Annotated in this window: 25 protein-coding genes; 20 read left to right on the forward strand and 5 right to left on the reverse strand. The window is 33.9% G+C overall.

Annotation, left to right across the window (positions count from 1 at the left end):
* Positions 1-2: 2 nt before the first annotated feature.
* The gene (locus E4100_RS02575; RefSeq protein WP_135270472.1) at positions 3-596 is read right to left on the reverse strand and encodes an S-layer homology domain-containing protein; all 594 of its coding nucleotides are present in this window, start codon (positions 594-596) and stop codon (positions 3-5) included.
* Positions 597-734: 138 nt separating this feature from the next.
* On the opposite strand from E4100_RS02575, the gene pyrG reads away from it, so the two are divergent.
* Positions 735-2,357 carry a CTP synthase gene (pyrG, locus tag E4100_RS02580; RefSeq protein WP_135270473.1) on the forward strand — a complete coding sequence of 541 codons (1,623 nt, stop codon included), beginning with the start codon at positions 735-737 and terminating at the stop codon, positions 2,355-2,357.
* A gap of 7 nt (positions 2,358-2,364) precedes the next feature.
* On the opposite strand, the gene E4100_RS02585 is transcribed toward pyrG, so the two are convergent.
* From E4100_RS02585 to E4100_RS02595, 3 genes are read right to left on the reverse strand one after another with little or no spacing between them, the layout of a single operon-like run.
* The gene (locus E4100_RS02585; protein WP_135270474.1) at positions 2,365-3,672 is read right to left on the reverse strand and encodes an ABC transporter permease; all 1,308 of its coding nucleotides are present in this window, start codon (positions 3,670-3,672) and stop codon (positions 2,365-2,367) included.
* Positions 3,665-5,707 (reverse strand): COG1361 S-layer family protein, encoded by a 2,043-nt coding sequence (locus E4100_RS02590; RefSeq protein WP_135270475.1) that lies wholly within the window; start codon positions 5,705-5,707, stop codon positions 3,665-3,667. Before E4100_RS02590 ends, E4100_RS02585 begins: the two co-directional genes overlap by 8 nt.
* Positions 5,704-6,369 carry an ABC transporter ATP-binding protein gene (locus E4100_RS02595; protein ID WP_209315228.1) on the reverse strand — a complete coding sequence of 222 codons (666 nt, stop codon included), beginning with the start codon at positions 6,367-6,369 and terminating at the stop codon, positions 5,704-5,706. The genes E4100_RS02590 and E4100_RS02595 overlap by 4 nt, the downstream gene beginning before the upstream one ends.
* A 209-nt stretch (positions 6,370-6,578) precedes the next feature.
* On the opposite strand from E4100_RS02595, the gene kal reads away from it, so the two are divergent.
* The 19 genes from kal to mreB all read left to right on the forward strand — a co-directional run bounded on the left by kal (position 6,579) and on the right by mreB (position 22,653).
* Positions 6,579-6,962, forward strand: coding sequence for a 3-aminobutyryl-CoA ammonia lyase (gene kal, locus E4100_RS02600; RefSeq protein ID WP_135270477.1), 384 nt, complete (start codon positions 6,579-6,581; stop codon positions 6,960-6,962).
* A 12-nt stretch (positions 6,963-6,974) separates the two neighbouring features.
* Positions 6,975-7,799: a 3-keto-5-aminohexanoate cleavage enzyme gene (gene kce / locus E4100_RS02605; protein ID WP_135270478.1), complete on the forward strand. Its 825-nt coding sequence runs from the start codon at positions 6,975-6,977 to the stop codon at positions 7,797-7,799.
* Positions 7,800-7,969: 170 nt separating this feature from the next.
* Positions 7,970-8,617: a fructose-6-phosphate aldolase gene (fsa, locus tag E4100_RS02610; protein ID WP_135270479.1), complete on the forward strand. Its 648-nt coding sequence runs from the start codon at positions 7,970-7,972 to the stop codon at positions 8,615-8,617.
* 11 nt (positions 8,618-8,628) lie between these two features.
* A complete protein-coding gene (glpX, locus tag E4100_RS02615; protein ID WP_135270480.1) occupies positions 8,629-9,597 on the forward strand; it encodes a class II fructose-bisphosphatase in 969 nt (322 codons plus the stop codon).
* A gap of 12 nt (positions 9,598-9,609) precedes the next feature.
* On the forward strand, positions 9,610-11,019 hold the full coding sequence (gene rho, locus E4100_RS02620) for a transcription termination factor Rho (protein ID WP_425596608.1): 1,410 nt from the start codon (positions 9,610-9,612) through the stop codon (positions 11,017-11,019).
* A gap of 86 nt (positions 11,020-11,105) precedes the next feature.
* A complete protein-coding gene (gene rpmE, locus E4100_RS02625) occupies positions 11,106-11,306 on the forward strand; it encodes a 50S ribosomal protein L31 (protein ID WP_135270482.1) in 201 nt (66 codons plus the stop codon).
* 64 nt (positions 11,307-11,370) lie between these two features.
* Positions 11,371-12,333 carry a DUF1385 domain-containing protein gene (locus tag E4100_RS02630; protein WP_245196345.1) on the forward strand — a complete coding sequence of 321 codons (963 nt, stop codon included), beginning with the start codon at positions 11,371-11,373 and terminating at the stop codon, positions 12,331-12,333.
* Positions 12,327-13,184: a peptide chain release factor N(5)-glutamine methyltransferase gene (gene prmC, locus E4100_RS02635; RefSeq protein WP_135270483.1), complete on the forward strand. Its 858-nt coding sequence runs from the start codon at positions 12,327-12,329 to the stop codon at positions 13,182-13,184. The genes E4100_RS02630 and prmC overlap by 7 nt, the downstream gene beginning before the upstream one ends.
* A 10-nt stretch (positions 13,185-13,194) precedes the next feature.
* On the forward strand, positions 13,195-13,716 hold the full coding sequence (locus E4100_RS02640) for a chromate transporter (protein WP_135270484.1): 522 nt from the start codon (positions 13,195-13,197) through the stop codon (positions 13,714-13,716).
* Between the two features lie 11 nt (positions 13,717-13,727).
* Positions 13,728-14,264 (forward strand): chromate transporter, encoded by a 537-nt coding sequence (locus E4100_RS02645; protein ID WP_209315229.1) that lies wholly within the window; start codon positions 13,728-13,730, stop codon positions 14,262-14,264.
* A gap of 92 nt (positions 14,265-14,356) precedes the next feature.
* On the forward strand, positions 14,357-15,427 hold the full coding sequence (prfA, locus tag E4100_RS02650; protein WP_135270485.1) for a peptide chain release factor 1: 1,071 nt from the start codon (positions 14,357-14,359) through the stop codon (positions 15,425-15,427).
* 43 nt (positions 15,428-15,470) lie between these two features.
* The gene (locus E4100_RS02655; RefSeq protein WP_135270486.1) at positions 15,471-16,511 is read left to right on the forward strand and encodes an L-threonylcarbamoyladenylate synthase; all 1,041 of its coding nucleotides are present in this window, start codon (positions 15,471-15,473) and stop codon (positions 16,509-16,511) included.
* Positions 16,512-16,525: 14 nt separating this feature from the next.
* The gene (locus E4100_RS02660; protein WP_135270487.1) at positions 16,526-16,978 is read left to right on the forward strand and encodes a low molecular weight protein arginine phosphatase; all 453 of its coding nucleotides are present in this window, start codon (positions 16,526-16,528) and stop codon (positions 16,976-16,978) included.
* Positions 16,975-17,421, forward strand: coding sequence for a ribose 5-phosphate isomerase B (rpiB, locus tag E4100_RS02665; protein ID WP_135270488.1), 447 nt, complete (start codon positions 16,975-16,977; stop codon positions 17,419-17,421). The genes E4100_RS02660 and rpiB overlap by 4 nt, the downstream gene beginning before the upstream one ends.
* Before the next feature lie 31 nt (positions 17,422-17,452).
* Positions 17,453-18,082, forward strand: a complete 630-nt coding sequence (gene upp, locus E4100_RS02670; protein WP_135270489.1) for a uracil phosphoribosyltransferase — start codon at positions 17,453-17,455, stop codon at positions 18,080-18,082.
* A gap of 31 nt (positions 18,083-18,113) precedes the next feature.
* Positions 18,114-19,157 (forward strand): glycosyltransferase family 4 protein, encoded by a 1,044-nt coding sequence (locus tag E4100_RS02675; protein WP_135270490.1) that lies wholly within the window; start codon positions 18,114-18,116, stop codon positions 19,155-19,157.
* Positions 19,154-20,263 carry a non-hydrolyzing UDP-N-acetylglucosamine 2-epimerase gene (wecB, locus tag E4100_RS02680; RefSeq protein ID WP_135270491.1) on the forward strand — a complete coding sequence of 370 codons (1,110 nt, stop codon included), beginning with the start codon at positions 19,154-19,156 and terminating at the stop codon, positions 20,261-20,263. The genes E4100_RS02675 and wecB overlap by 4 nt, the downstream gene beginning before the upstream one ends.
* A gap of 86 nt (positions 20,264-20,349) precedes the next feature.
* Entirely contained in the window at positions 20,350-21,606 is a 1,257-nt protein-coding gene (gene murA, locus E4100_RS02685; RefSeq protein WP_135270492.1) for a UDP-N-acetylglucosamine 1-carboxyvinyltransferase, read from the forward strand.
* A 21-nt stretch (positions 21,607-21,627) separates the two neighbouring features.
* On the forward strand, positions 21,628-22,653 hold the full coding sequence (mreB, locus tag E4100_RS02690; protein WP_135270493.1) for a rod shape-determining protein: 1,026 nt from the start codon (positions 21,628-21,630) through the stop codon (positions 22,651-22,653).
* A gap of 24 nt (positions 22,654-22,677) precedes the next feature.
* Here the strand turns inward: mreB and E4100_RS02695 are convergent, their stop codons facing one another.
* Positions 22,678-25,503 (reverse strand): phosphodiester glycosidase family protein, encoded by a 2,826-nt coding sequence (locus tag E4100_RS02695; RefSeq protein ID WP_135270494.1) that lies wholly within the window; start codon positions 25,501-25,503, stop codon positions 22,678-22,680.
* Positions 25,504-25,621 lie beyond the last annotated feature (118 nt).

The following is a 25,621-nucleotide window of genomic DNA, read 5'->3' on the forward strand; positions in this document are numbered from 1 at the left end:
CTTTATAAATCAACTTTCAATATCTCGGTTAATTTCAAAGGACTTCCTTTTGCTCTTGTGTTTAAAGCGTTATATATCATAACAGCCATATCGCCTCTAGTCAAACTATCTTTAGGAGATAAATGACTAAGACCCTCCATCAGTCCAATTTTTTTAGCTATATCAGGTATTGATTCATTTAATTTAGCTTCTTCAGTGTAGTTAAGTGCTCTTAACAAGACAGTTTGGAATTGTACTACAGTAACAGCCTCATCAAATCCAAATTTATTATTTCCTACACCTTCTATTAGCTTTTTATTAACTGCCCAACTTATATAGCTGTGATAGAATGAATTTTCTTCAGTAAAATCATCAAATTTATTTACTACAGGATATGATTTAGCGGTGCTTTCTTCTTTATGAAGTCTGCTAATTACTACGACCATATCTTGTCTTTTTAAATAGCTATCAAGATTTAAATTTCCGTTGTCATCCCCAGTTAATATTCCAAGTTTATTTAATTTTTCAGCTATACTTACATTATCTGCATACCCATAATTAAGTGGTATAGATAAAAATAAAGAAAATATTAAAAGTATTATTACTAATTTTTTCATATTACCCCTTCCTTTTACTTAATTATACTATAGTTTTACTGATTTAATATTAAATTAATGTTACAGTTAATTAAGACTTGTCTTATAGATCAAAAAAGCATATTATCTTTAATGGGAATATTTAATGAGGAGGTTTTTATGAATACAAAATATATATTTGTAACTGGAGGAGTTGTTTCTTCTCTGGGAAAGGGAATAACTGCAGCTAGTTTAGGACAATTATTAAAAAGCAGAGGGCTAAAAGTAACAATTCAAAAATTTGATCCATACATAAATGTGGACCCAGGGACTATGAGCCCATATCAACATGGAGAGGTTTTTGTAACAGAGGATGGAGCAGAAACTGATCTTGATCTAGGGCATTATGAGAGGTTTATCGACGAAAATTTAACTAAAAATAGCAGTGTAACAACTGGTAAAATCTATTGGACGGTATTAAACAAAGAGAGAAACGGAGAATACAATGGAAGAACTGTCCAAGTAATACCACATATCACCAATGAAATAAAAGAAAGAATCATCAGAGCATCTAAAGATAGAGACGTCGATGTAGTTATTACAGAGGTAGGCGGTACAGTAGGAGATATTGAATCGTTGCCATTTTTAGAGGCAATAAGACAGATAAAATACGATGTTGGAAAAGAAAATGTCATGTATATTCATGTTACATTAGTTCCTTATTTAAGCAAAGCTGGTGAGTTAAAGACAAAACCAACACAACACAGCGTAAAAGAGCTAAGAAGTATTGGAATCCAACCAGATGCTCTCATTTGCAGGACTGAAAAGCCATTAGGGGAAGATTTAAAAGCAAAGATAGCCCTTTTTTGTGATTTAGATAAAGACGAAGTAATTGAAAATGGGGACGTTGAAAGCATTTATGAAATACCTCAAATGCTTGAAAACCAAGGATTAGGAGAATTGGTAGTTAAACATCTTAATCTAGATTGTAAAGAACTTGATTTAACAGAGTGGAATAAAGTTGTAGAAAAAGTTAAAAATTTAAATAAAAAAGTAAAAATCGCATTAGTGGGCAAATATATAGAGCTTAAAGATGCTTATCTTTCTGTTATCGAGGCGCTCAATCATGGTGGAATCTACAATGACGCAGAGGTTTTAATCGACATGATATCATCTGAAAATATAAATGATGAGAATGTGGATACTATATTAGGTAGCTATGATGGAATTATTGTTCCGGGTGGATTTGGCGATAGAGGAATAGAAGGAATGATAAGCTCAATAAAATATGCAAGAGAAAATAAAGTGCCTTATTTTGGAATATGTTTAGGCATGCAGCTTGCAACGATAGAATTTGCGAGAAATGTATTGGGACTTGAGGATGCAAATACCACTGAGATTGACAAAGATACTAAATACCCAATAATAGATTTAATGCCCGATCAAAAGGATGTATATAAAATTGGAGGAACTTTGAGATTAGGTGTGTATCCTTGTAGATTGATGGAAGACACAAAGGCGAGAAATATATACAATGAAGAAATAATCTATGAAAGACATAGACATAGATACGAATTCAACAATGAATTTAGAAAGCCTATGGAAGATAAGGGAATGGTTTTTTCAGGGCTTTCACCTGATGGAAGATTGGTAGAAATGGTAGAGATAAAAGAGCATCCTTGGTTTATTGGTTCTCAATTTCATCCTGAATTCAAATCAAGACCTACTAGAAGTCATCCGCTGTTTAAAGACTTTATTAGGGCGAGCTTAGTATATAAAGAAAAAAATAAGTCGGATCATTAGATCCGACTTATTCTGTCCTTATAGCTTCTATTGCAGAAAGATTCATAGCTCTTCTTGCTGGGTAGTATCCTGAAATTACTCCAATTAATGCTGAAAAAGCAAGACTTGCAAATACAAGCCATACTGGTATGATAGAAATCTTAGTACCCATGCCAGTGCCCATGAAGTTTCCAAAGTTAGCTCCAAATTTATTTATTAGGAAAGACAATAGATAACTCAATCCTATTCCTATTACTCCGCCAAATAAACCTATCATAGCTGATTCGAATAAAAACAATTTTTTAATATCATTTATAGATGCTCCAATTACTTTCATTATACCTATCTCTTTTGTCCTTTCATATATGCTCATTACCATAGTATTTGTTATTCCAATAGCCGCAACTAATAGAGATATTGCCCCTATGCCGCCTAGTGCAAGTTGAATTGATCTAGCGGTTTGCTTCATGGATTCTAACTGGTCATTTAAACTATATGCTTCATATCCTAATGATTTTATTTGATCTTGAACATCTTTAACATTATCCATATCATCTACTTTGACTGTTATATTTTGATAGTCGTCTTTGCTTTTGTTAGGGCTTGGTTTTACATTTTCAGCTTTTTCTTTTTCTTTAATCATCTTTTTTACATCTGCCATTGGCATATAAACTGCGTAGCTGTATTCATAATTGTCTTCTGTAAGTATACCTGCTACTTTTATCTTATAAGATTTGTAATTTATAGTCTCTTGATTGGGATCAGACCATCCGTAATTAGGATTTAATGTAATGACTAATTTATCTTTCATTAAATCTACCTTAGGTTCTCTCCAAACAGTAGCTTTAGGATTGTAAAAACTCATGGCGACTTGTCCTCCGAACACCGCTGTCATTTCATCTGATTCATCTAATAATCTGCCATCAGCTACTTCAAATTCAAAATCTTCCATTATGCTTGGGTCAATTCCTCTTATAGGGATATTAGTTATATATTTTCCATCTATTACTGTACCATATGTTTCAATAATTGGGTTTACTGCGACAACATGGGGTATGGCTTTAAAGCTTGTGACTGCTTCGTCATTTAAATACACTTGAGTATTTCCTGTACTTGGCATACTTGGATCGGACCACTTGGGGTATACATTTATGGTAGTTAAGCTTCCCCATTGAGAGATTTGATCTTCGAATGACTGTGTCAATCCAAACCCAATGCTGAGCATTACAATAATAGATGTAGCCCCAATCACCACTCCCAATACTGTAAGAAATGTCCTTAATTTTCTTCTCCACAGATTTTTAATTCCCATATAAATGAGATCTATGCTATTCATTTATTTCTAAATCCTCTATTTCTTTTTTGGCTTTTCTTTTTCTACGGACTATTACTCCAATTGCTGCGAGAGCTACAGCCCCTAGTCCTATCCAAACCCACATACTTATTCCTCCGTTATCAGGTTCAATAGGTGGTTCTACAGGGAACTCTGGTTGAGGAGCCATTTCCATTACATTCAACGTAAATTCTTTTCTTATCTCTTGCATTTGACCTGTGGAGTCTTCAAATGAAAAGACTAATGCTCCGCTTAATTCACCAGCTTGGTTTGGAATTACATAGCCTTCAAAGAATTCACTGCTTCCTGATTCAAAGTTTCCGACAAAATACTGGCCATTTTCGGTTTGAAAATCTCCTTCTAATTTTACCATCATGTTGTATAGTGTAACTTTACCAGTGTTAAAAAATTCAACTGAAATCGGAGTTGATTGTCCTAAATAAGCTTCTGGCATATACCCTAGTTCGCCTATCTCAAGTTTTGACTCTTGAACTACGGGAACTCCGATTAATTCAGTTGCTGTGTATTCGTTTCCATTGGCATCTTCATATTCAAAATTCGCAGTTAAAGTATAAGTTTTTGCTTGAGCATCTGGGACAGTATACATGACGATGTTTTTTTGAATTTTTCCTTTTGGTCCGATGCTATCGATATAAAATGTATTAGAGCTATCTACGGGAGTAAATACACTTCCACCTGAAGATGGACTGTCAGGATTTGCTACAGTATCAGCAGTTAAAAATATTTTTATGTTTTTAACAGTTTTTGTGCTATTTGTGTTAAAGAACGACAAACTCATCGTAAAATTTTGTCCAGCTTTTACTAATTTTGGTTCAAAACTATATTTATCAATTATCAATTTAGGCTTTCCCTTAGGAGTATCTTCTTCACCTGGTTTAGCTGCTACATATGCATTTAATCCAACATATTGTTCAAATGTATATTTTTCTGCTCCACTGTAAATATCCTGATATTCTACAGTTATTTTTATTGGATAATTTCTTGTGATTGCATCTTGTGTTGGGGAAAATAAAAATCTAATATTTTTGCTTTCTCCAGATTTCAAATTGTCTATTTTTATTATCGAAGTGCTTTTAGGTACTACTTGAGGGTCTTGACTTTCTGCTTTTACAATTATATTTGATGCAGAAATTGGACCTGAATTTAACAAGTTAAAACTAACTTGAAAATTGTCATTAGGCGTTATCTGTTTTGTGTCGAAGATCATGTCTTTTATAATTACATTTGATGATTGTGTTGATGACTGGCTTATTGTTATATATACTTTTTGCGTTTCCTCTATTCCGTTGTATTTAAAAGTTATTTCTAATTCATATGTTCCACTAGCAACTGTGGATGCGGCCTTTAAGTTGTAAGTGATATATCCATTGCCATTAGCTTTTATGTTCTTAATAAATCCTGAATCAGAACCTGACTCTAAAAATATGGTGTCTTTACTTAGCCCTGATAATTTTGTGGAAATGTTTGATATATCTGCATCTCCTATATTTTGAAAGAATATACTTGCTTGAAAGCTTTGACCTTTAGCAATGAATTGTGGATTTGTAGTAAGTTTGGTAACTAAGATTTTGGGTTGTACTGCTGAACTACTTATCTTTACATACACAGTTATATCTTTCTTTCCATGCTGTATAGTATAGCTGTCCGTAGTACCACTGCTATAGTCATATTGGAAATTTAATTCCAAAGGATATATTCCCGCTGGTGTATTTGGAAGCACGTTTAATTTCAATTCAAAGGGTTGATTAGGATTCGATATAGAAATACTTTCAGTTATATTACTTGGTAAAAAAGGTGTGTCCTCTCCAATCTGGGGAGTACAAACAATGTTAAAGGCTGAGTTGGTATTTTCAAGCTGGAGTTTTATAGTGTTTACTTTCCCAGCCTGTAATTCAGGCATATCTTGATTTTTTATCGTGATGTTTGGCTCTGCTATGGCGGTTGATGCATATGCTAAATCAGAAAGTGGAATTAATATAAGAATTAAGACAAGCGTAAAACTTATTATTCTTTTCAATTGACAACATCTCCTTTAAGTGGCAGTTCTTCTACCTTTTCGATTTTTCCGTCTCTCATGTGAAATATTCTATTTGCATAGCTTGAGATTTCATCGTCATGAGTTACTATTACTAAAGTTTGATTTAAATCCTTTACCATGGATGTCACTAGATCCATTATTTCAAATGTCGTCTTAGTATCAAGGTTTCCGGTAGGTTCATCCGCAAATACTATCTTTGGATTTCCCACAAAAGCTCTTGCTATACTTACTCTTTGCTGCTGACCACCACTCATTTCAGATGGCTTGTGATGTAACCTTTTTCCTAATCCCACATTTTTGAGCATCTCTGTAGCTTTTTTTTCACGTACTCTTTTAGGAACTCCTCTAAATGTAAGAACTAAGCTCACATTTTCTAATGCGGTAAGAGTTGGGATGAGATTATACGATTGGAATACAAATCCTACATTTTTTTGTCTAAATTTAGTCAATTGCTTTTCATTCATTTTTTCTAAATGCATATTATTGACAATAATTTCACCTTTTGTTGGTTTTTCTAAGCCTGCCATCATATTTAACAATGTGCTCTTGCCAGAACCTGAAGTACCAATTATACAAACAATTTCCTTCTTGTAAATTTCTAAATTTACATCATTTAGAGCAATTATCTTTTCATCGCCCATTTTATATACTTTTCGTAGGTTTTTGGTTTTTATTATTTCATTCAGAATAAATCACCTCCTGATCTTTTAAATAGTTTATCATATCTAGAGATATAAATAGTTACAAAACATTTACGAAAATTGTAAATATAAGGAATATATACTCACTAGAAGAAACGTTTTCTGTATGTTATAATTAAGACAAAGATCAAATGATAGGAGGATTTATTATGGAAAAAGCTATGATAAGAATGAGAATGAGCGCACATGACGCTCATTATGGTGGAAATTTAGTTGACGGAGCGAGGATGTTAGGACTTTTTGGAGATGTAGCTACAGAACTACTCATCAGGTTAGATGGCGATGAAGGATTATTTGTAGCATACGACAAAGTAGAATTTAAAGCTCCAGTATTTGCAGGAGACTATATAGAAGCTTACGGAGAAATTGTAAGCGTTGGAAATACTTCAAGAAAGATGAAGTTTGAAGCGAGAAAAGTAATTCAAGCTAGACCGGACATAAATGATTCAGCATGTGATGTATTAGAAGAACCAATTGTAGTCTGCGTAGCTGAAGGGACTTGCGTAGTACCAAAAGATAAAAAAAGAAAATAAGAGGTGAATAAGATGGATAAACTCATAATAACTGCTGCAATATGTGGGGCTGAAGTAACAAAAGAAAATAACCCCAGTGTTCCTTATACAGTAGAGGAAATAGCAAGAGAAGCAAAAAGTGCATATAAAGCTGGAGCAAGCATCATTCATCTTCATGTCAGAGAAGATGATGGCACCCCAACTCAAAGAAAAGAGAGATTTAAAGAATGCATGGATGCAATTAGAGCAAAATGCCCAGATGTAATCATACAACCATCAACTGGTGGAGCAGTAGGCATGTCTGACGAAGAAAGACTTCAACCAACTGAATTATATCCTGAAATGGCAACTCTTGACTGTGGCACATTGAACTTCGGTGGAGATGAAATATTTATAAACACTGAAAACACGATAAAGAATTTTGCAAATATCATGAATCAAAGAAATATAAAACCTGAAATTGAAGTTTTTGATAAAGGAATGGTAGATTATGCTATAAAATACCATAAGCAAGGTTTTATAAAAGCTCCAATGCATTTTGATTTTGTTTTGGGAGTACAAATGACAGCAACTGCTAGAGATTTAGCATTTCTTGTTGACTCAATTCCAGCAGGATCTACTTGGACAGTTGCAGGTATTGGGAAAAATCAATTCCCTATGGCAGCATTAGCCATCGTAATGGGCGGACATGTAAGAGTAGGATTTGAAGATAATACTTATATTTCAAAAGGTGTTTTAGCAAAATCCAATGGTGAATTAGTTGAAAAAGTAGTAAGAATAGCTAAAGAATTGGGGAGAGAAATAGCCACTCCAAATGAAGCTAGAGAAATATTAGGATTAAAACCATTAAACGCTTAAATATTTTTTAAAAATATGATATAATTGATACTAAGAATTCTTAGTATCAATTATCTTTTCTATAGGCTTGTATAGAAGGCGCTCATTCTAAATTACAAATTTTTCCCTTTTTATATGCAGGTCGTTTGATACAAATTGCTCTATTAACATCCATTGAAAGGAGAATAATTATGAAGCTATTTATCGACACAGCAAATATTGATGAGATTAAAGAAGTCAATAGTTGGGGAGTATTAAGCGGTGTGACTACTAATCCAAGTCTGATTGCCAAGGAAGGAAGAGTTTTTGAAGAGGTTGTTGAAGAAATAACAAAAATTGTAGACGGGCCTATAAGTGCAGAGGTAATTTCACTTCAAGCAGAAGGTATGTTAAAAGAAGCAAGGGAACTTGCAAAAATTCACAAAAACATCACTATCAAAGTCCCTATGACTAAAGAAGGACTTAAAGCAGTGAGCGTTTTATCAAAAGAGGGCATAAAGACAAATGTAACCCTTGTTTTTTCTCCTAACCAAGCTTTGCTAGCAGCTAAAGCTGGGGCTAGTTTCGTAAGCCCATTTATTGGCAGGCTTGACGATATAAGTACAGAAGGGATACCACTTATCAAAGATATAGTTCAAATATTTGACAATTATTCGATTAAGACAGAGGTAATTGCTGCAAGCATAAGACATCCAATGCACGTAATCGAATCGGCTAAAGCTGGGGCACATATTGCAACGATACCGTATAAAGTATTTTTGCAAATGTTAAATCACCCATTGACTGATAGTGGTATTGAAAGGTTCTTAAAGGACTGGGAAGGAGTTAAAACTAAATAAGGGGGAGAAAAATGGATAGAAGTCTTGCGATTAATTTAGCCAGAGTAACTGAGGCTGCTGCACTTGCAAGTGCAAAACTCATGGGTAGAGGAGATAAAAATGAGGCAGATCAGTTAGCGGTCGATGCGATGAGAAGAATGTTTGACACGATAAACATCGACGGAGTTGTAGTAATAGGAGAAGGTGAAATGGATGAAGCTCCTATGCTATATATCGGTGAACAAATAGGTCACTCAACTGAAGGTTGCATAAAGGTAGATATTGCGGTTGATCCACTGGATGGCACACAATCTGTGGCAAATGGGTATCCGAATGCCATATCTGTTGTAGCAGTTGCACCTAGAGGGTGTTTGCTCAATGCCCCAGACATGTACATGGAAAAAATCGCTGTTGGCCCAAAGGCTAAAGGGGTAATTGACATCAAGGCTTCTGTTAAAGAGAACATATTAAATGTTTCAAGAGCTCTCAATAAAAATGTTTCAGAGATAACTGTATGCGTCTTAGACAGAGAAAGACATAAAAACTTGGTTCAAGAGATAAGACAAGCTGGTGCTAGAATCAAATTTATAACAGATGGCGATGTCTTAGGGGCTATGAATACTTGTTTTGAAGAAGCCAATGTAGATATTTTATTGGGCAGTGGAGGAGCTCCAGAGGGAGTATTAGCGGCATGCGCACTCAAATGCTTAGGGGGAGAAATTCAAGGAATATTGTTGCCTGAAGATGATGCTCAAATAGAGAGATGCAAAAAAATGGGAGTAGATTTAGATAAAGTCTACACTACAGATGATTTAGTAAAAGGAAACGAAGTTGCATTTTCTGCAACTGGAGTTACTTATGGTGAACTTTTAGCAGGAGTTAAATATTTAGACAACAACAAAGCGACAACAGAAACTATAGTTTTAAGGGCAGAAACGGGTACTGTAAGATTTATAAAATCTATACATCAACTCGATAAAAAACCTAGATATGCAAAATAATAGTTAAGAGGTGTGAATTTGGATCAGGATATTTTATACAGTAAGAAACTACAAGAGTTAAGAGAAATTGCAAAAGCATACAATATCCCAGGCTACTATAAATACAAGAAGGAAGAGCTAATAAACCTAATCATGGGAAAAGACCCTTATGAAGATTCTGATGAAGAGTTGGCAATATATGATGACGTGGTTGATGATGCATTGGAAAATGAAGAAGAATCTAAAGAAGATGTCAAAATAGACATAAAAGACATGGATATAGAAGATCTATCTGAAAATGCAAGTGTTGAAATGGAGCAATTAGAAGATATAGATTTAGCAGAAGGGGTATTAGAGCTTCACACAGATGGATATGGTTTTTTAAGACGCCAAAACTATATGCCGGGAGATGATGATATATACATCTCCCCATCTCAAATAAGAAGATTTCACCTTCAAACCGGAGATAAAATAACTGGGATAACAAGACCTCCTAAACAAGGAGAAAAATTCAGTGCTTTACTTTATGTTAAAGAAGTCAATGACATGCCTCCTGCTACTGCAATCAATAGACCAGACTTTGAAAGCCTTACTCCAATTTACCCAAATCAGAGATTAAGACTTGAAACAAGTCCTATCGAATACGCTACTCGAATAATAGATTTAGTCGCACCTATTGGGAAAGGTCAAAGAGGGATGATAGTATCCCCTCCAAAAGCAGGTAAGACAACTCTTTTAAAGATGATAGCCAACGGTATAGCCAAAAATCATCCAGAAGTGGAAATGATAATTTTACTTATAGATGAAAGACCTGAAGAAGTTACGGATATGAAAAGGTCTGTAAAAGGTGAGGTTGTTTACTCAACTTTTGATGAACTACCTAAAAATCATACGAGAGTTGCTGAAATGGTTTTAGAAAGAGCAAAGAGACTTGTAGAGCATGGGAAAGATGTTGTAATACTTTTAGACAGTATAACTAGGCTTGCGAGAGCATATAATTTAAGCATTCCTCCCACTGGAAGAACTCTATCTGGAGGGCTTGATCCAGGAGCACTTCACAAACCTAAGAGATTTTTCGGAGCAGCAAGAAATTTAGAAGAAGGCGGAAGCCTTACTATACTTGCTACAGCTTTAGTTGAAACGGGAAGCAGAATGGATGATGTTATCTTTGAAGAGTTTAAAGGAACAGGAAATATGGAAATCCACTTAGATAGAAAGTTATCTGAAAAGAGGATATTCCCTGCTATAGATATATATAAATCAGGGACTAGAAAAGAAGAACTTCTGATGAGCCAAAGAGAATTAGAAACAGTTTGGGCTATGAGAAAAGCTTTTGGAAATGCATCTACTCAAGAGGTAACTGAATTTTTAATAAACAAAATCGTATCAACAAAGACTAATGAAGAATTTATTGAAGAAATGAGAAATAAAATTTGGTTGTAGTTGAAATAAATAAAATTTTGTGGTACAATTATTTAGCTGATGTTTAGAGTTAAATGTACGAAACTCTTCGAAGAGAGGTGAAAAGAATGAAACCAAATATTCATCCAGAATACAAACAAGCAACAGTCACTTGTGCTTGTGGAAATACTTTTAAAACAGGCTCAACTAAGGAAGAGCTAAGAGTAGAAATTTGTTCAGAATGCCACCCATTCTTTACAGGCAAACAAAAGCTTGTTGAGAGAGGTGGACGTGTAGAGAAATTTAAGAAGAAATACAACATCGACTAATTTCTCAAAGACTAGGTTAGCTGCGGGTGCATCTAACCTAATTTTTTTAGAGGGGAAGAATAAAATGTCTGAAAATATAAATGTGATATCAAAACCAATTCATAAGACCTCGATAGGAGGGCAAGCTTTAATAGAGGGTATCCTCATGAGAGGGCCTGAAAAAGTTTCAATAGCAGTTAGAAAACCTGATGGTGAAATTGATTTAAAAGTAGAAAAATCTTTGCCACTAAATAAAAAGAATAAGATCACATCACTGCCAATAATTAGGGGAATGTTAGGATTAGTAGACTCACTTAAAGTTGGGATGAGTGCTTTGATGTATTCTGCTGAATTTTTTGATGAGAACCCAAATGAAACAGAAACACAAGAAAAAGAGAGTTTATTTAAAAGAATATTCAAAGAAAAAGCAGATGACGTAGCAATGAGTTTAACTGTGTTTTTATCAATTGCTATAGCTGTTGTGGTCTTTATGATTTTACCAAACTTTTTAACAAATTTATTTTCCAATAGAATTGAAAATTCAATTTTATTGAATTTAATTGAAGGCTTAATAAGGATTTTTATATTCTTCTTATATGTAGTTTGGGTGTCAAAACTAGAAGATGTAAGAAGGGTCTTTGAATATCATGGAGCAGAACATAAGAGCATACATGCTTATGAAAATGGAGTTCCGTTGACTGTAGAAAACGTCAAGAAATTTTCAATACTGCATCCAAGGTGTGGGACAAGCTTCCTTTTTATGGTAATGATAGTGAGCATAGTGGTATTGTCATTTTTCGGTTGGCCAAATCCAGTTATGAGGATTTTAACTCGGATTATCATGCTTCCAATTATAGCTGGGATTTCATATGAAATAAATAGATTTATCGGAAAGAGCAACTCTAAATTTTGTTATTATTTATCTTACCCTGGATTATTGATACAAAAGTATGCAACAGTAAAAGAGCCAGATGATTCTCAAATCGAAGTGGCAATTAAAGCACTGGAGGCAGTTATTCCTGAAAATAAGGAGGCGGATTTGTGGTAATAAAAGAATTGCTTTTAAAAGGCTCAGGGCTATTAAAGCAAAATCCAAACTCAAATCCTAGTTTAGAATCACAGGTTATATTAGCAAAGCTAATGAATGTCGATAAATCATTCTTATTTGCACATATTGAGTCAGAAGTTGAAGAAGAATTAGAAGATAGGTATTTATCGTTCATTGAAAAGAGAAAGAATGGATATCCTTTGCAGTATCTACTTGGGGAAGTAGAGTTCTTCGGATATAAATTTAAAGTAAGAGAAGGAGTTCTCATTCCTCGAGCTGATACTGAGATATTGGTTTCATATGTAATAAATTACATCAATAAAAATAATTTAGATAATTACAGACTTTTAGAGATAGGAGTTGGAAGCGGCGCTATTATTTTATCGATTGCTAAAAATTGTCCAAATGGAAAATTGATAGGAATAGATATATCAGAAGAAGCTTTGATAATTGCTAAAGAAAATCAGGATAATTTAAGTATTTCAAATGTTACTATGTTTAAAAGTGATTTATTTGAAATTTTTTTGAATAAACCCAACAAAGAAGAATTCGACATAATAGTTTCAAATCCACCGTATATTGATGAAGAAGAAATGAAAAAGTTGCAGAAAGAAGTTTTATATGAACCACAAATTGCATTGTCCGGTGGAGTTGATGGACTCATGTACTATAAAAGAATATCACTTAGCGCAAGAGATTTTCTTAAATCTGGAGGAATGCTTGCATTTGAGATTGGTTTAACTCAAGGAGCGAGTGTTAGAGATATACTTTATGATTTTGGCTATAGAGATATTTCAATAATTAAAGATTTAGAACAAAGAGATAGAGTAGTAGTAGCTTATAAAGATTAGGGGTGATTTTTTGCCTGTATTATTGGATTTATTTATATCATTTTTTAAGATTGGCGCATTTAGCTTTGGGGGAGGATATGCAATGCTTCCCTTTATTGAAGATGTAGTAATATATGAACATGGTTGGCTTAGCGCTACAGAATACATAGATATATTAGCAATTTCTGAAATGACTCCAGGACCTATAGCTATAAATTCTGCGACTTTCATTGGTTATAAGATTGCAGGATTTACAGGTTCACTTGTTTCTACAATAGGAGTAGTGTTGCCATCGTTTATAGTAGTCAGTTTGTTATTCTATGTTATTTCTAGATTTAAAAATACTAAAGTAGTAGAATGGATTTTTCAAGGGATAAGGCCTATAGTTGTAGGACTTATATTAGCAGCTTTTATAAGCGTATTTAACAACACAGTCGCTGATATAAAGGCAGTCTTTATCTCTATAACTGTTTTTCTTTTAGTATATGTGAAAAAGATTAATCCTATAGTTTGCATATTGATTGCAGGACTACTAGGAATTATTCTCTACTAGGGGGGAAAGACTTGAAAATAATATTAAATTTATTCATTACTTTCTTTAAAATAGGGGCTTTTACATTCGGTGGAGGGTATGCAATGATACCTATAATGGAGAGAGAAATTGTAGAAAATAAAAAATTAATTGGTGATGAAGAATTTACAGATATGCTTGCCTTAGCTCAAGCTTCTCCTGGCCCAGTAGCAGTAAATACAAGCGTATTCATCGGTTACAAAATAAGGGGATTAACAGGTGCTTTAAGTTGTCTTTTGGGAACTGTATTACCTTCTTTTTTAATCATTCTAATCATCGCAATATTTTTCAATGATTTTAAAAATTTAGCCATTGTGGAAGAAATTTTTTCTGGAATAAGGCCAGCAATTGCAGCACTAATTTTATCTAGTGTGGTTATTATGCTAAAAAAAGGAGATAATTTAACTAAAAGAATATCTATAGCTGTAATAGTTGCAGTATTAGTGGGTTTTTTAGACATAAGTCCAGTCATAATAATCATTGCAGGTGCGTTAATATCTTTAATCATGAACTATTTAAAAATTAAGTAAACCATTGATATTGAAAAAAAACCAAATATGAAATATAATATTAATATGGGTAGTTGTGTGTATAATTTTTGTTAAGATAAGAGGGGTAAGAATTGTTAGAAAAACTAGATTTTTTAGCATCTAAATATAAAGAATTAAATAAAAAAGCTATGGATCCTAATCTAATAAATGAAGATAGAGAAGAATGGCAAAGAGTTATGAAAGAGCAGGCTGATTTAGAGCCAATTGTGAATAAATATGAAGAATACAGAAAAATAAAAGAAGATTTAGAAACAGCAAAAGAAATGCTTTATGAAAAGATTGATGAGGAAACTAAAGATTTCTTGAAAGAAGAGATCAAAGAATTAGAAAGTAAAGTTGAGACTTTAGAGGAAGAACTTAAGGTACTTCTATTGCCAAAAGATCCAAATGATCATAAAAATGTAATCGTAGAGATAAGAGCAGGTGCAGGGGGAGACGAAGCTGCACTGTTTGCTGGTGTTTTATTCAGGATGTATGTAAGATATGCAGAGAGGAATAATTGGAAAGTAGAACTTATGAGTTCAAACGAAATAGGCATAGGTGGCTTCAAAGAAGTAATATTCATGATAAATGGAAAAGGAGCTTATTCAAGGCTAAAATATGAATCAGGAGTTCACAGAGTACAAAGGGTACCTGAAACAGAGTCAAGTGGTAGAATACACACGTCTACTGCTACTGTCGCAGTACTACCTGAAGCAGAGGACATTGACATTGAAATAAATCCATCTGATTTGAGAATAGATGTGTTTAGATCATCTGGGAATGGTGGACAGTCTGTTAATACAACAGATTCAGCTGTGAGAGTCACACATATACCAACCGGTATAGTGATATCTTGTCAAGATGAAAAAAGCCAGTTAAAAAATAAAGAAAAAGCATTGAAAATATTGAAATCTAGGCTCTATGAAATGAAGCTTAGAGAACAAAATGAAGAATTGGCACAGATGAAAAGAGGGCAAGTAGGAACTGGGGATAGATCTGAGAGAATTAGGACATACAATTTTCCTCAAGGTAGAGTTACTGATCACAGGATTAATTTAACCCTATACAAGTTGAACAATTTCATTGATGGTGATCTTGACGAGATGATAGATGCTCTTACTACTACAGATCAGGCAGAAAGACTGAAAAATATCAGCTAAAAGGGGTTTTCCCCTTTTTTTTTAAGTAAAAATGGAGGATATCATGCAGACAAAAATAATAAAAATAGATCCTCAAAATCCTGAGGATGATTTAATAGATGAAGCAGTTGAAATATTAAAAACCAATGAATTAGTAGCTTTCCCAACGGAAACAGTCTATGGATTAGGCGCAGCAGGTCTTAATAAAGAAGCTGTAGAGAAAATTTTTATAGCTAAAAACAGACCACAAGACAATCCCTTAATCCTTCATGTATGCTCTATAGAAATGGTTGAGGAAATTGCAGAAAATATTTCACCAGATGCTAAAAAATTAATGGACGCATTTTGGCCTGGACCACTCACCATAATCTTTAAAAGGAAACCAAATGTACCTGATGTAATTACTGCTGGATTGGATACGGTAGCTATAAGAATGCCTGATAATAAAATAGCTCTAAAGCTGATTGAAAAGTTAGGTATGCCAATAGCAGCACCATCTGCAAATACTTCAGGAAAACCTAGTCCAACATGTGCTGAAGATGTATACGAAGATATGTATGGAAAAATTCCACTGATAATTGACGGTGGAGATGCTAGAGTTGGTTTAGAGTCGACGGTTGTAGACTTGTCAAATGATATAGCTATGATACTAAGACCAGGTGGTATAACCATAGAACATTTGCGAAAATATTTAAAAAAAGTGGAACTAGATCCAGCTTTAAAAGAAGGAAAAGAGATATTAAAGCCAAGAGCTCCTGGACAAAAATATAGACATTATGCTCCAAAAGCAGAACTGATTTTATTCCCATATAGTAGCGATATGACAGATAGATTAAAAGCTATGTATGAGAAACTGACTGATGAAAATAAAAAAGTGGGTATTTTAACTGTAGACGAAAACCTAGATAATTATGATGCGGATATTTTGTTGAGTTTAGGTACAATAACAGATTTAGAAACAATCGCTCACAATTTATTTAAATACATAAGACAGATAGATAATCTAGGTGTTGATGTGATATTATGTGAGGGAGTAATAGAAGAAGGAATAGGTCTTGCCATTATGAATAGACTGAAAAAATCAAGTGGTGGAAATATAGCTTAAATTTGGAGGATAATATGAATGTTTTGTTTGTGTGTACAGGAAATACTTGTCGCAGCCCTATGGCAGAAGGTATATTAAAGAATAAATCAAAGAGGCTAAGTAAAAATATCGAAGTAAAATCAAGAGGAATATTTGCGATAGACAATGATTTGCCAAGCAAAAATGCATTGCTTGCAATGAAAGGGATTGCGGATATTTCTAAACACAGGGCAAAGAAGATAAGCGCTGATGATTTAGCTTGGGCTGATTTGGTACTGGTGATGACAAAAGCTCAAAAAAATCAATTGTTGATAGATTATCCTATGTTTTCAAATAAGATAAAACTTTTAAGTGAAGTTTCGACAGGAAGAGAAAAAGATATAAAAGACCCTTTTGGAGAATCACTATCTGGGTACAAAAGAACTATGGAAGAGTTGGAGTACCATATTGATAGATTTATAGAAAAATTAGAGGAGGAGAGAGAATGAAAATAGGAATTGGTTCAGATCATGGTGGATATGAATTAAAAGAAGAATTAAAAAAATACATGCTAGAAAAAGGAATTGATGTCATAGACTATGGAACTAATGATTTAACATCAGTTGATTATCCAGATTATGGTAAAATCGTTGCAGAAGCAGTTGTAAATAAAGAAGTTGAAAGAGGAGTCGTCATATGTGGAACAGGGATTGGAATCTCAATTGCTGCAAATAAAGTAAAAGGTATTAGATGTGCTCTTTGTTCTGACACATATTCTGCAAGGATGAGTATGGAACATAACAATGCAAATATGATAGCCTTAGGTGGCAGGGTTTTGGGAGTAGATTTAGCAAAAGAAATTTTAAGTGCGTATTTGAATTCTACTTTTCAAGGTGGCAGACATTTAAGAAGGATAGAAAAAATTAGTGAAATAGAAAAAACTATGTTATAATACTAAAAGTAAATTTTGAAAGGAGAATGTTATGTCAAAAGTAATTTTATTAGATCATCCTTTAATAAAACACAAGATAACAATAATAAGAGATAAAAACACAGGATCTAAAGAATTTAGAGAATTAGTTAAGGAAATCTCAACTCTTATGGCCTATGAAGTTACTAGAGATTTTCCACTTGAAAATATAGAGATAGAAACACCTATCACAAAGATGAAGTCACCTGTAATCTCAGGTAAAAAAGTAGGATTAGTACCTATTTTAAGGGCAGGGCTAGGAATGGTAGACGGGATGCTTGATTTAATTCCAGCAGCCAAAGTAGGGCATATAGGGGTATATAGAGACCCTGAGACTTTAAAACCTGTAGAATACTATTGTAAATTACCTCAAGATGTAAGTGAAAGAGATTTGATACTATTAGATCCAATGCTTGCAACAGGAGGCTCTGCTTCTGCTGCCATTGAGATTTTGAAAAACAGCGGTGCTACAAATATAAAATTGGTTTGCTTAATAGCTGCCCCTGAGGGAATTGAAACAGTTCAAAAGGCTGCTCCTGATGTAGATATATATTTAGCTGCTATTGATGAGAGATTAAATGAGCATGCATATATTGTGCCGGGTTTAGGTGATGCTGGAGATAGGCTCTTTGGGACAAAATAGATTAAAATAAGTATTTTTAGGAGAAAAGAAAATGAACATAACGATAATAGCTTTCTTTACTGCATTTACAATTTCACTTTTGTTAACTCCAGTTATGATAAAAGTTGCACCCAAAATAGGTGCTTTAGATATTCCAAAAGATAACCGAAGAATGCACAAAAAACCAATGCCACTTCTTGGTGGGGTATCTATATATATTGCTGTTATAGCAGGGATAATACTATTCGTTCCATTGTCAATTGAAATGAAAGCAATTATTTTAGGAGCAACTGTGATGTTTTTAGCTGGCATCAAAGATGATTTAAAGGGAACAACGGCTAAAGAAAAGCTATTGTATCAAATAATTGCTGCTTTGATAGTGATAAAATTTGGGGTGAAAATAGAATTTTTGACTAATCCTTTTTCAGCTAGTGGCAATATATTGTATTTAGGGTGGCTAGGCATTCCACTAACATTTTTTTGGATAGTTGGAATTACAAATACATTGAATTTGATAGATGGGTTAGATGGACTTGCAGCTGGAGTATCGTTTATATCAAGTTTATCGTTTATAGTTGTTGCTGTATTATATGGACATTTTGGAACAGCTACACTAGCAAGCCTAATCGCTGGAGCAACATTGGGGTTTTTACCATATAATTTCAACCCAGCTAAAATATTCATGGGAGACACAGGTGCGCTTTTTTTAGGATTTATGCTAGCGGTGATTTCGATTGAAGGAGTTATGAAGAGTGTAGCAACTATATCCTTTGTAGTACCAATAATAGTATTGGGACTTCCTATTTTTGATACAACTTTTGCGATTTTAAGAAGATTTTTAAATGGTCAGTCTATAATGGAAGCAGATAAAAAGCACCTTCACCATAGATTGTTAGAACATGGGTATTCCCATAAAAAGACAGTTTTAATTCTTTACTTAATATCAGCGATATTTAGCTTTTTTGCAATTTTTGTTTCTAGGATAAATTCAAAAGTTGCTCTTTTTGTAGCAGCAGGTGTATTTATATGTTCTGTTCTTTTAGCTTCAAGAATAGGATTGTTTTCGACTGGTGGACGTAAGGAGGAAGACAAATGAAAGTAATGACTGTTTTTGGGACAAGACCAGAAGCTATAAAAATGGCACCTATTATTAAGGAACTTGAGAGAAGAAAAATAGAACAAGTTATTTGTGTGACTGCTCAACATAGACAAATGTTAGATCAAGTCATAAATTTATTCGAAATCAAACCTGATTATGATCTAAATATATTTAAAGAAGGACAGACGCTTACAGATATAACAATAAATGCTCTAAAAGGATTAGAAGAGGTTGTAAAAAAAGAATTACCTGATATATTACTTATTCAAGGGGATACAACTACTGTTTTTGCAGGGGCATTAGCTGCATTTTATCAGAAAATAAAAATTGGACATGTTGAAGCAGGCTTGAGAAGTTACAACTTATATTCACCTTATCCAGAAGAAGCAAATAGAAAATTAACAGGTGTCCTTACAAATTTTCATTTTGCACCCACACTTTCAAATAGAGATAATTTGCTAAGAGAAGGTTATGATGAAAAAAGCATATTCATCACAGGCAATACTGTCATAGATGCATTAAAGTATACTGTCAAAGATGACTATAAATTTAAAGACGAAGTATTAAGCCAAATTGATTTTGAAAACAAGAAAGTGATATTACTAACTAGTCATAGACGAGAGAACATCGGAGAGAAGATGGAGCATATTTTTAGTGGAATTAAAAGAGCAGTTGAAGAAGTAAAAGATGCAATTGTAGTATTTCCGGTACATTTAAATCCAAGGGTAAGAGAAATTGCAAATAGAGTATTTAAAGAAAACGAAGACATTTATCTAGTAGAGCCATTGGAATATGAGCCATTTACAAATTTAATGGCAAGGAGTTTTATTGTAGTTACAGACTCAGGAGGGCTTCAAGAGGAAGCACCAGCACTAGGAAAACCAGTACTCGTGATTAGAGATGAAACAGAAAGACCTGAAGGAATAAGTGCAGGTACAGCAAAACTTGTGGGAACAGAAGAAGAAAACGTATATAAAAACTTAAAAGAACTCCTTACCGATGAAAAACTGTATTCTAAGATGGCAAGAGCTGTTAACCCATATGGTGATGGAAAAGCTAGCGAGAGAATTGTCGATATATTACTAGATAAATTATCAAAATAATATAGAATTGGGCATTAGTGAAATAATTTACATAATCACAAATTTGAAAATAACGATTTATATATATAATTTTGGAGGAGATTTGGTTGGAGAAGATTATAATTGAGAAAAGTCCGCCATTGCATGGGAGGGTACGAGTAAGTGGTGCAAAGAATGCTGCACTGCCTATTTTAGCAGCTTCACTGTTGGGCACTGAAGATATTATACTAGAAGATGTACCTAACTTAAAAGATGTCGAGATAATGTGTGAAGTGTTGAAATCCTTAGGGAGTGAAGTTGTATATTTAGATACAAATACCATTAAGATAAATTCTAAAAATCTTAATAACTATGAAACAAGATACGAACTCATGAATAAGATGAGGGCTTCCTTTTTAGTCATGGGACCACTTTTAACACGATTAGGAAAAACTAAAAATTCACTTCCTGGTGGATGTGCAATTGGAGCAAGACCTATAGACTTGCATTTGAAAGGATTCAGGGCTTTAGGAGCAGAAGTAGTACAAAACGAGGATAATGTATTTGCATATTCGGATAAACTAATGGGCGGTATGATCTATCTTGACTTTCCATCAGTTGGAGCAACTGAAAATATAATGATGGCTGCAACTATGGCACAAGGAGAAACAATCATAGATAATGCTGCAATGGAACCTGAAATAGTAGATTTATCTAATTTTTTAAATAAGTTGGGTGCAGATATAAGAGGAGCAGGAACTTCGACTATAAAAATCAGAGGGGTAAAACATTTAGGCGGTGCAAAGCACTCAATCATTCCTGATAGAATTGAAGCAGGTACTTTAATGGTAGGAGCTGCAATAAGTAAAGGTGATGTGATTGTAGAAAATGTCATCACAAGTCATATGAAACCGGTATCTGCAAAATTGAGAGAATGTGGTTGCACTGTAGAAGAAGGCATTGATAGCATTAGAGTGGTAGGCAATGATCATTTAACAGCCATTGACATAAAAACCATGCCATATCCAGGATTTCCGACGGATATGCAGGCTCAATTTATGGCACTCATGACAGTTTTAGAAGGAACTAGTACAGTTATAGAGACAGTGTTTGAAAATAGATTTATGCATGTAGAAGAGCTAAAAAAAATGGGAGCAGACATCACAGTTGAAGAAAGAGCAGCTACTATAATAGGAAAAGATAAATTATTTGGAGCAGAAGTAAAAGCTACTGATTTAAGAGCAGGAGCAGCAATGGTTTTAGCGGGAATAATAGCAGAAGGTAAGACAATAATTGATGAAATATATCATATAGATAGAGGATATGATAGAATAGAAGAAAAGTTTAGAAAGCTTGGCGCAAATATATACAGACAAGAATTCTGAAAAAAATGGAGATGATTTTCAATGAGTGCACTTAGAACTGATGTTGGCATTGATTTAGGTACAGCGACTATTTTAGTGTATATAAAGGGTAAAGGGATAGTGTTAAAAGAACCATCAGTAGTTGCAATTGATCAGTATACTAATAGTTTTTTAGCAGTTGGAGAAGAAGCTAGGAGGATGATTGGCAGAACTCCAGGCAACATAGTTGCCATTAGGCCACTAAAAGATGGAGTTATATCTGATTATGATGTTACTCAGAGGATGCTAAAGTTTTTTATTAAGAAAGCCATTGGTAATATGTTTTTGAAACCTAGGATAATCATATGTGTACCAAGTGGAGTCACAGAGGTTGAAAAAAGAGCAGTGCTAGAAGCAAGTGCTGAGGCAGGTGCAAGCAAGACTTACTTAATAGAGGAACCTGTTGCAGCGGCTATTGGAGCAGGACTTGATATTACACAACCTAGTGGAAACATGGTAGTAGATATTGGTGGAGGAACAACAGATGTAGCTGTAATATCTCTTGGTGGCATAGTTGAAAGCAAATCAATAAAAACAGCTGGAGACGAATGTGATGAAGCTATTGTCAAATACATCAGAAAAAAATACAACATGATGATTGGAGATATGACAGCTGAGGAGTTAAAAAAGCAAATAGGTTGTGCCTATCCATATGATAAGGAGAAATTTGCAGAAGTTAAGGGAAGAAATCTAATAAATGGACTTCCGCTAACTGTTAAGATTTCATCAAATGATATGCTAGAAGCTTTAAATGAGCCTGTTAGAGAAATTGTTGATGCAGTTCATTATGTTTTAGAGAGAACTCCACCTGAGCTAGCAGCCGACATCAGTAACTTTGGAATTTATCTGACAGGAGGCGGGGCTTTACTTTATGGACTTGATAAACTTATTGAAGAAGAAACTGGAATTAAGACTAAAGTAGCAGACAATCCAGTAGAATGTGTAGCTATCGGGACAGGGAAATCTCTAGAATCATTGAATTTATTGGAGAAAAACTTACAAAAAACTGAGAATAGTAGATATAGATAAAATAAGAGATGCTTTAAGCATCTCTTATTTAAATGGGAAAACTAATTGATAATTAATTGTAGAGCCATTTAATACAAATTCCACATATGAATATTTTTTTAACCCTTCTGGAGTCGATATACTTGTATCATTTAGAGTAATATATCTCACTCCATCTTTTAATTCAGTTTTGTTAGTATTTCCAACTTGTACGAGAAATATTTTTTTGCCCTTCTTTGCTGCTTCACTTAATCTTTCATGTAATAGTTCAGATTCTAATTTATCAGTAAAACTTGTATAAACTGCTGGTAGTGTGATTATTATATTACTTTCTGTCCTTTGATCTAAGTCCTTAATTAATTTTGTCCATTGGCTACTGTCAAAAGCTCTTATTCCTTCTTTTGTGGATCTCAATGTAATAAAATATGCATCTCCATTTTTAGAGGTTCCGTATGACTTTGTGCCATCTATAACAGCACTGTGATTTATGCCATTTTTAAAACCTGTACTCATCGTACCCATTCTTATGCCTATATTTGATTTTGAAAGTGAATTTTTAAGTCCTTTTAATCTACTCGTATCTATTATCTTTGACATAAGCGTATTGCCTGAGATCTTTGGTTCTGTATATACTGCGATCCTTTTGCCATCGCTAGCTAGATCAGCTTTCTTTTCTAATGGATCAGAAACTTTAGTAGAATTAGGGTAACCACTAGTCATATAGGGCGACTCGGAATAAGAAGTGAGCGCATCAATTAAAATAGTACCTGATGGTTTATTTGCTGAATTTGTTTCAGCCACATATATCCTTTGTAAGTTAATCGGATAACTTACTCCACTAGGGATATTCGCCTCTAAGTACTTCCAATCACTAAAATCTATGGATTTAGAAAAGTCAATTACATATGATTTTCCCGATTTATCAATCACTGTACCTCTTAACCAAGTGTTTGAATTATCTCCCTTTACCCAAATACCTATCTTAGGAGGATTTCCACTTAAGGGGTAACCATTTTTAGTATGAGTAAAATTAAGATATGCAGCTCTAGTACCTGTGCCCTTCGACATGTCGTATTTTAAGGCTATGCTTTTACTGCCATCTTTAGCATCTCCAACTAAAGAAACACTCCCTGTTACATCATTAGGGTAACCGCTGAAATTTATATTCGTTTCTTTTTCAAAAGAATTTACCATATTTGGAGTTGAACCAACAGAGACTAATATGCTAGTAACTGCATTTTGACTTTTTACAACTATGGCACCCGAACCGTTTGTATTTGAAGCATAGAACACTCCGTCTTTTACTTCACCAATATCTCCTATAACTTCAAAACTTAAATTAGATAGACTTAAAGAGCCGGTTTTGCCTTGATCATCTTTTCCAATAAAAGTTCCGAGTGATTTTGTATTACCTGGTGCAATATTGAATTTTTCAATAGATGGCACGATTTCTTTAATTTCACCTAAGACATCAACATCTGCCGTAGCTTTTATTCCATTATATTCACAGGTGATGTTGACTAAACCCTTGCTATTTGCCTTAAAAATTAAATTTTCAACATAAGAGTCAGCTGTTGAAGTAGACCAGATGAGTTGCGACTTATCAATGTCAATCGGATTATAGTACTGGTCAAAGCCTTTTACTGTAAAGCTTACTTCACCACCTGCAAAGATCTTTGAAGACTTAGGAATGATCTGCAAATATGTTAACTCACCAAGTGGTGCATCTGAATATACGCCTAGACCATTTACGACTTGTCTTTGGCTACCCTCGCTAGGGATATTAACTAAATAAGGCTTTGAAGTTCCTTTTGGTTTAAGTGCCATAGTAGTAGATCCACCACCATCTAAGTTAACACCATTATACGCACCTAAATCTTTAAGTATTGCTCCTAACATAGGTTGCTCAATTCCTTTAAAAGAGCTGTGTCTACCGTCGACTGTCACAAGATAGACTACATTATTTTCTTTATTTATTCCTATACCTGTTCTTGGGTGCACTCCTGTGCTTTGGATATTTGTCGAAGTGACTACACCATCTTTCAACACTATGCTTCCTGCCCCCAATGCGGTTTTTATTTCAAAGATATCAGGCTTAGTTACTATAGATAATTCTACTTCATCTCCTACTTCGAGATCGTTCAACAAGTGATTTTTTACTGCTAAAACATAAGAATTATCTTCTTTTGGTATATCAAAGGGTTCTCCCCCTACTCTTTTTTCTGATACAATTCCGTTCACAACTAAGACTTCAACTAATTCTTTATTGTATTTACCACCTAATGATTTTGGTCCCCAATATTTATCTAACAATGTGACAACTGTTTGATCTGTTGAAACTTTGTTATAAGTACTTATGTTTATAGTTTTTCCTGTCCTTAGATTTTTAGCAGACATTGTTTGATCAACATAATCAATGAAAGCATTGTTGTTATAATCCACATAGAAAGTTGGCAAGCTATAAGGACTTCTTATAGGTGATGATATAACAACACTGTCATTTATGAGCGTACCTAAAGAGTTTGGAACAGGGCTGTAATTAAAATAATCACCGTTTATGCCAGCTATAGCACCAGTCTTATCAACCATATTGGAGACTGTATCTCTTAAGCTTAAACCTTCGGGATTGAACATTCCCTTTATTTGGGTGTACTCATCTGTTAAATCGATGGTTATTACATTTATTTGCATCCAACCTGATGTAGTAAATCTTTGAATTTTTTGATGAGTAGCTCCCATTGAAAGAGGTGTTTCTTCAATCCTCTCATAAATTGTAGTTGGCAATGTGATATTTGATGCTACTGATGGAAAAGGTATTGCCATAAAAATTATGGTTAGTAATAATGCAAAACTAATAATTCTTTTTTTCATATCTTGCTCCTTTCTGTTAACATACTGTATACAGTATAGAGTAAATTTATTATCAAAGAGTTACAATTATGTTACAAGTTGGTTACAAATAAAAAAGTCGCAGTCAAACGACTGCGAC

Source organism: Soehngenia longivitae, from assembly GCF_004684055.1.
Lineage (GTDB): Bacteria > Bacillota > Clostridia > Tissierellales > Tissierellaceae > Soehngenia > Soehngenia longivitae.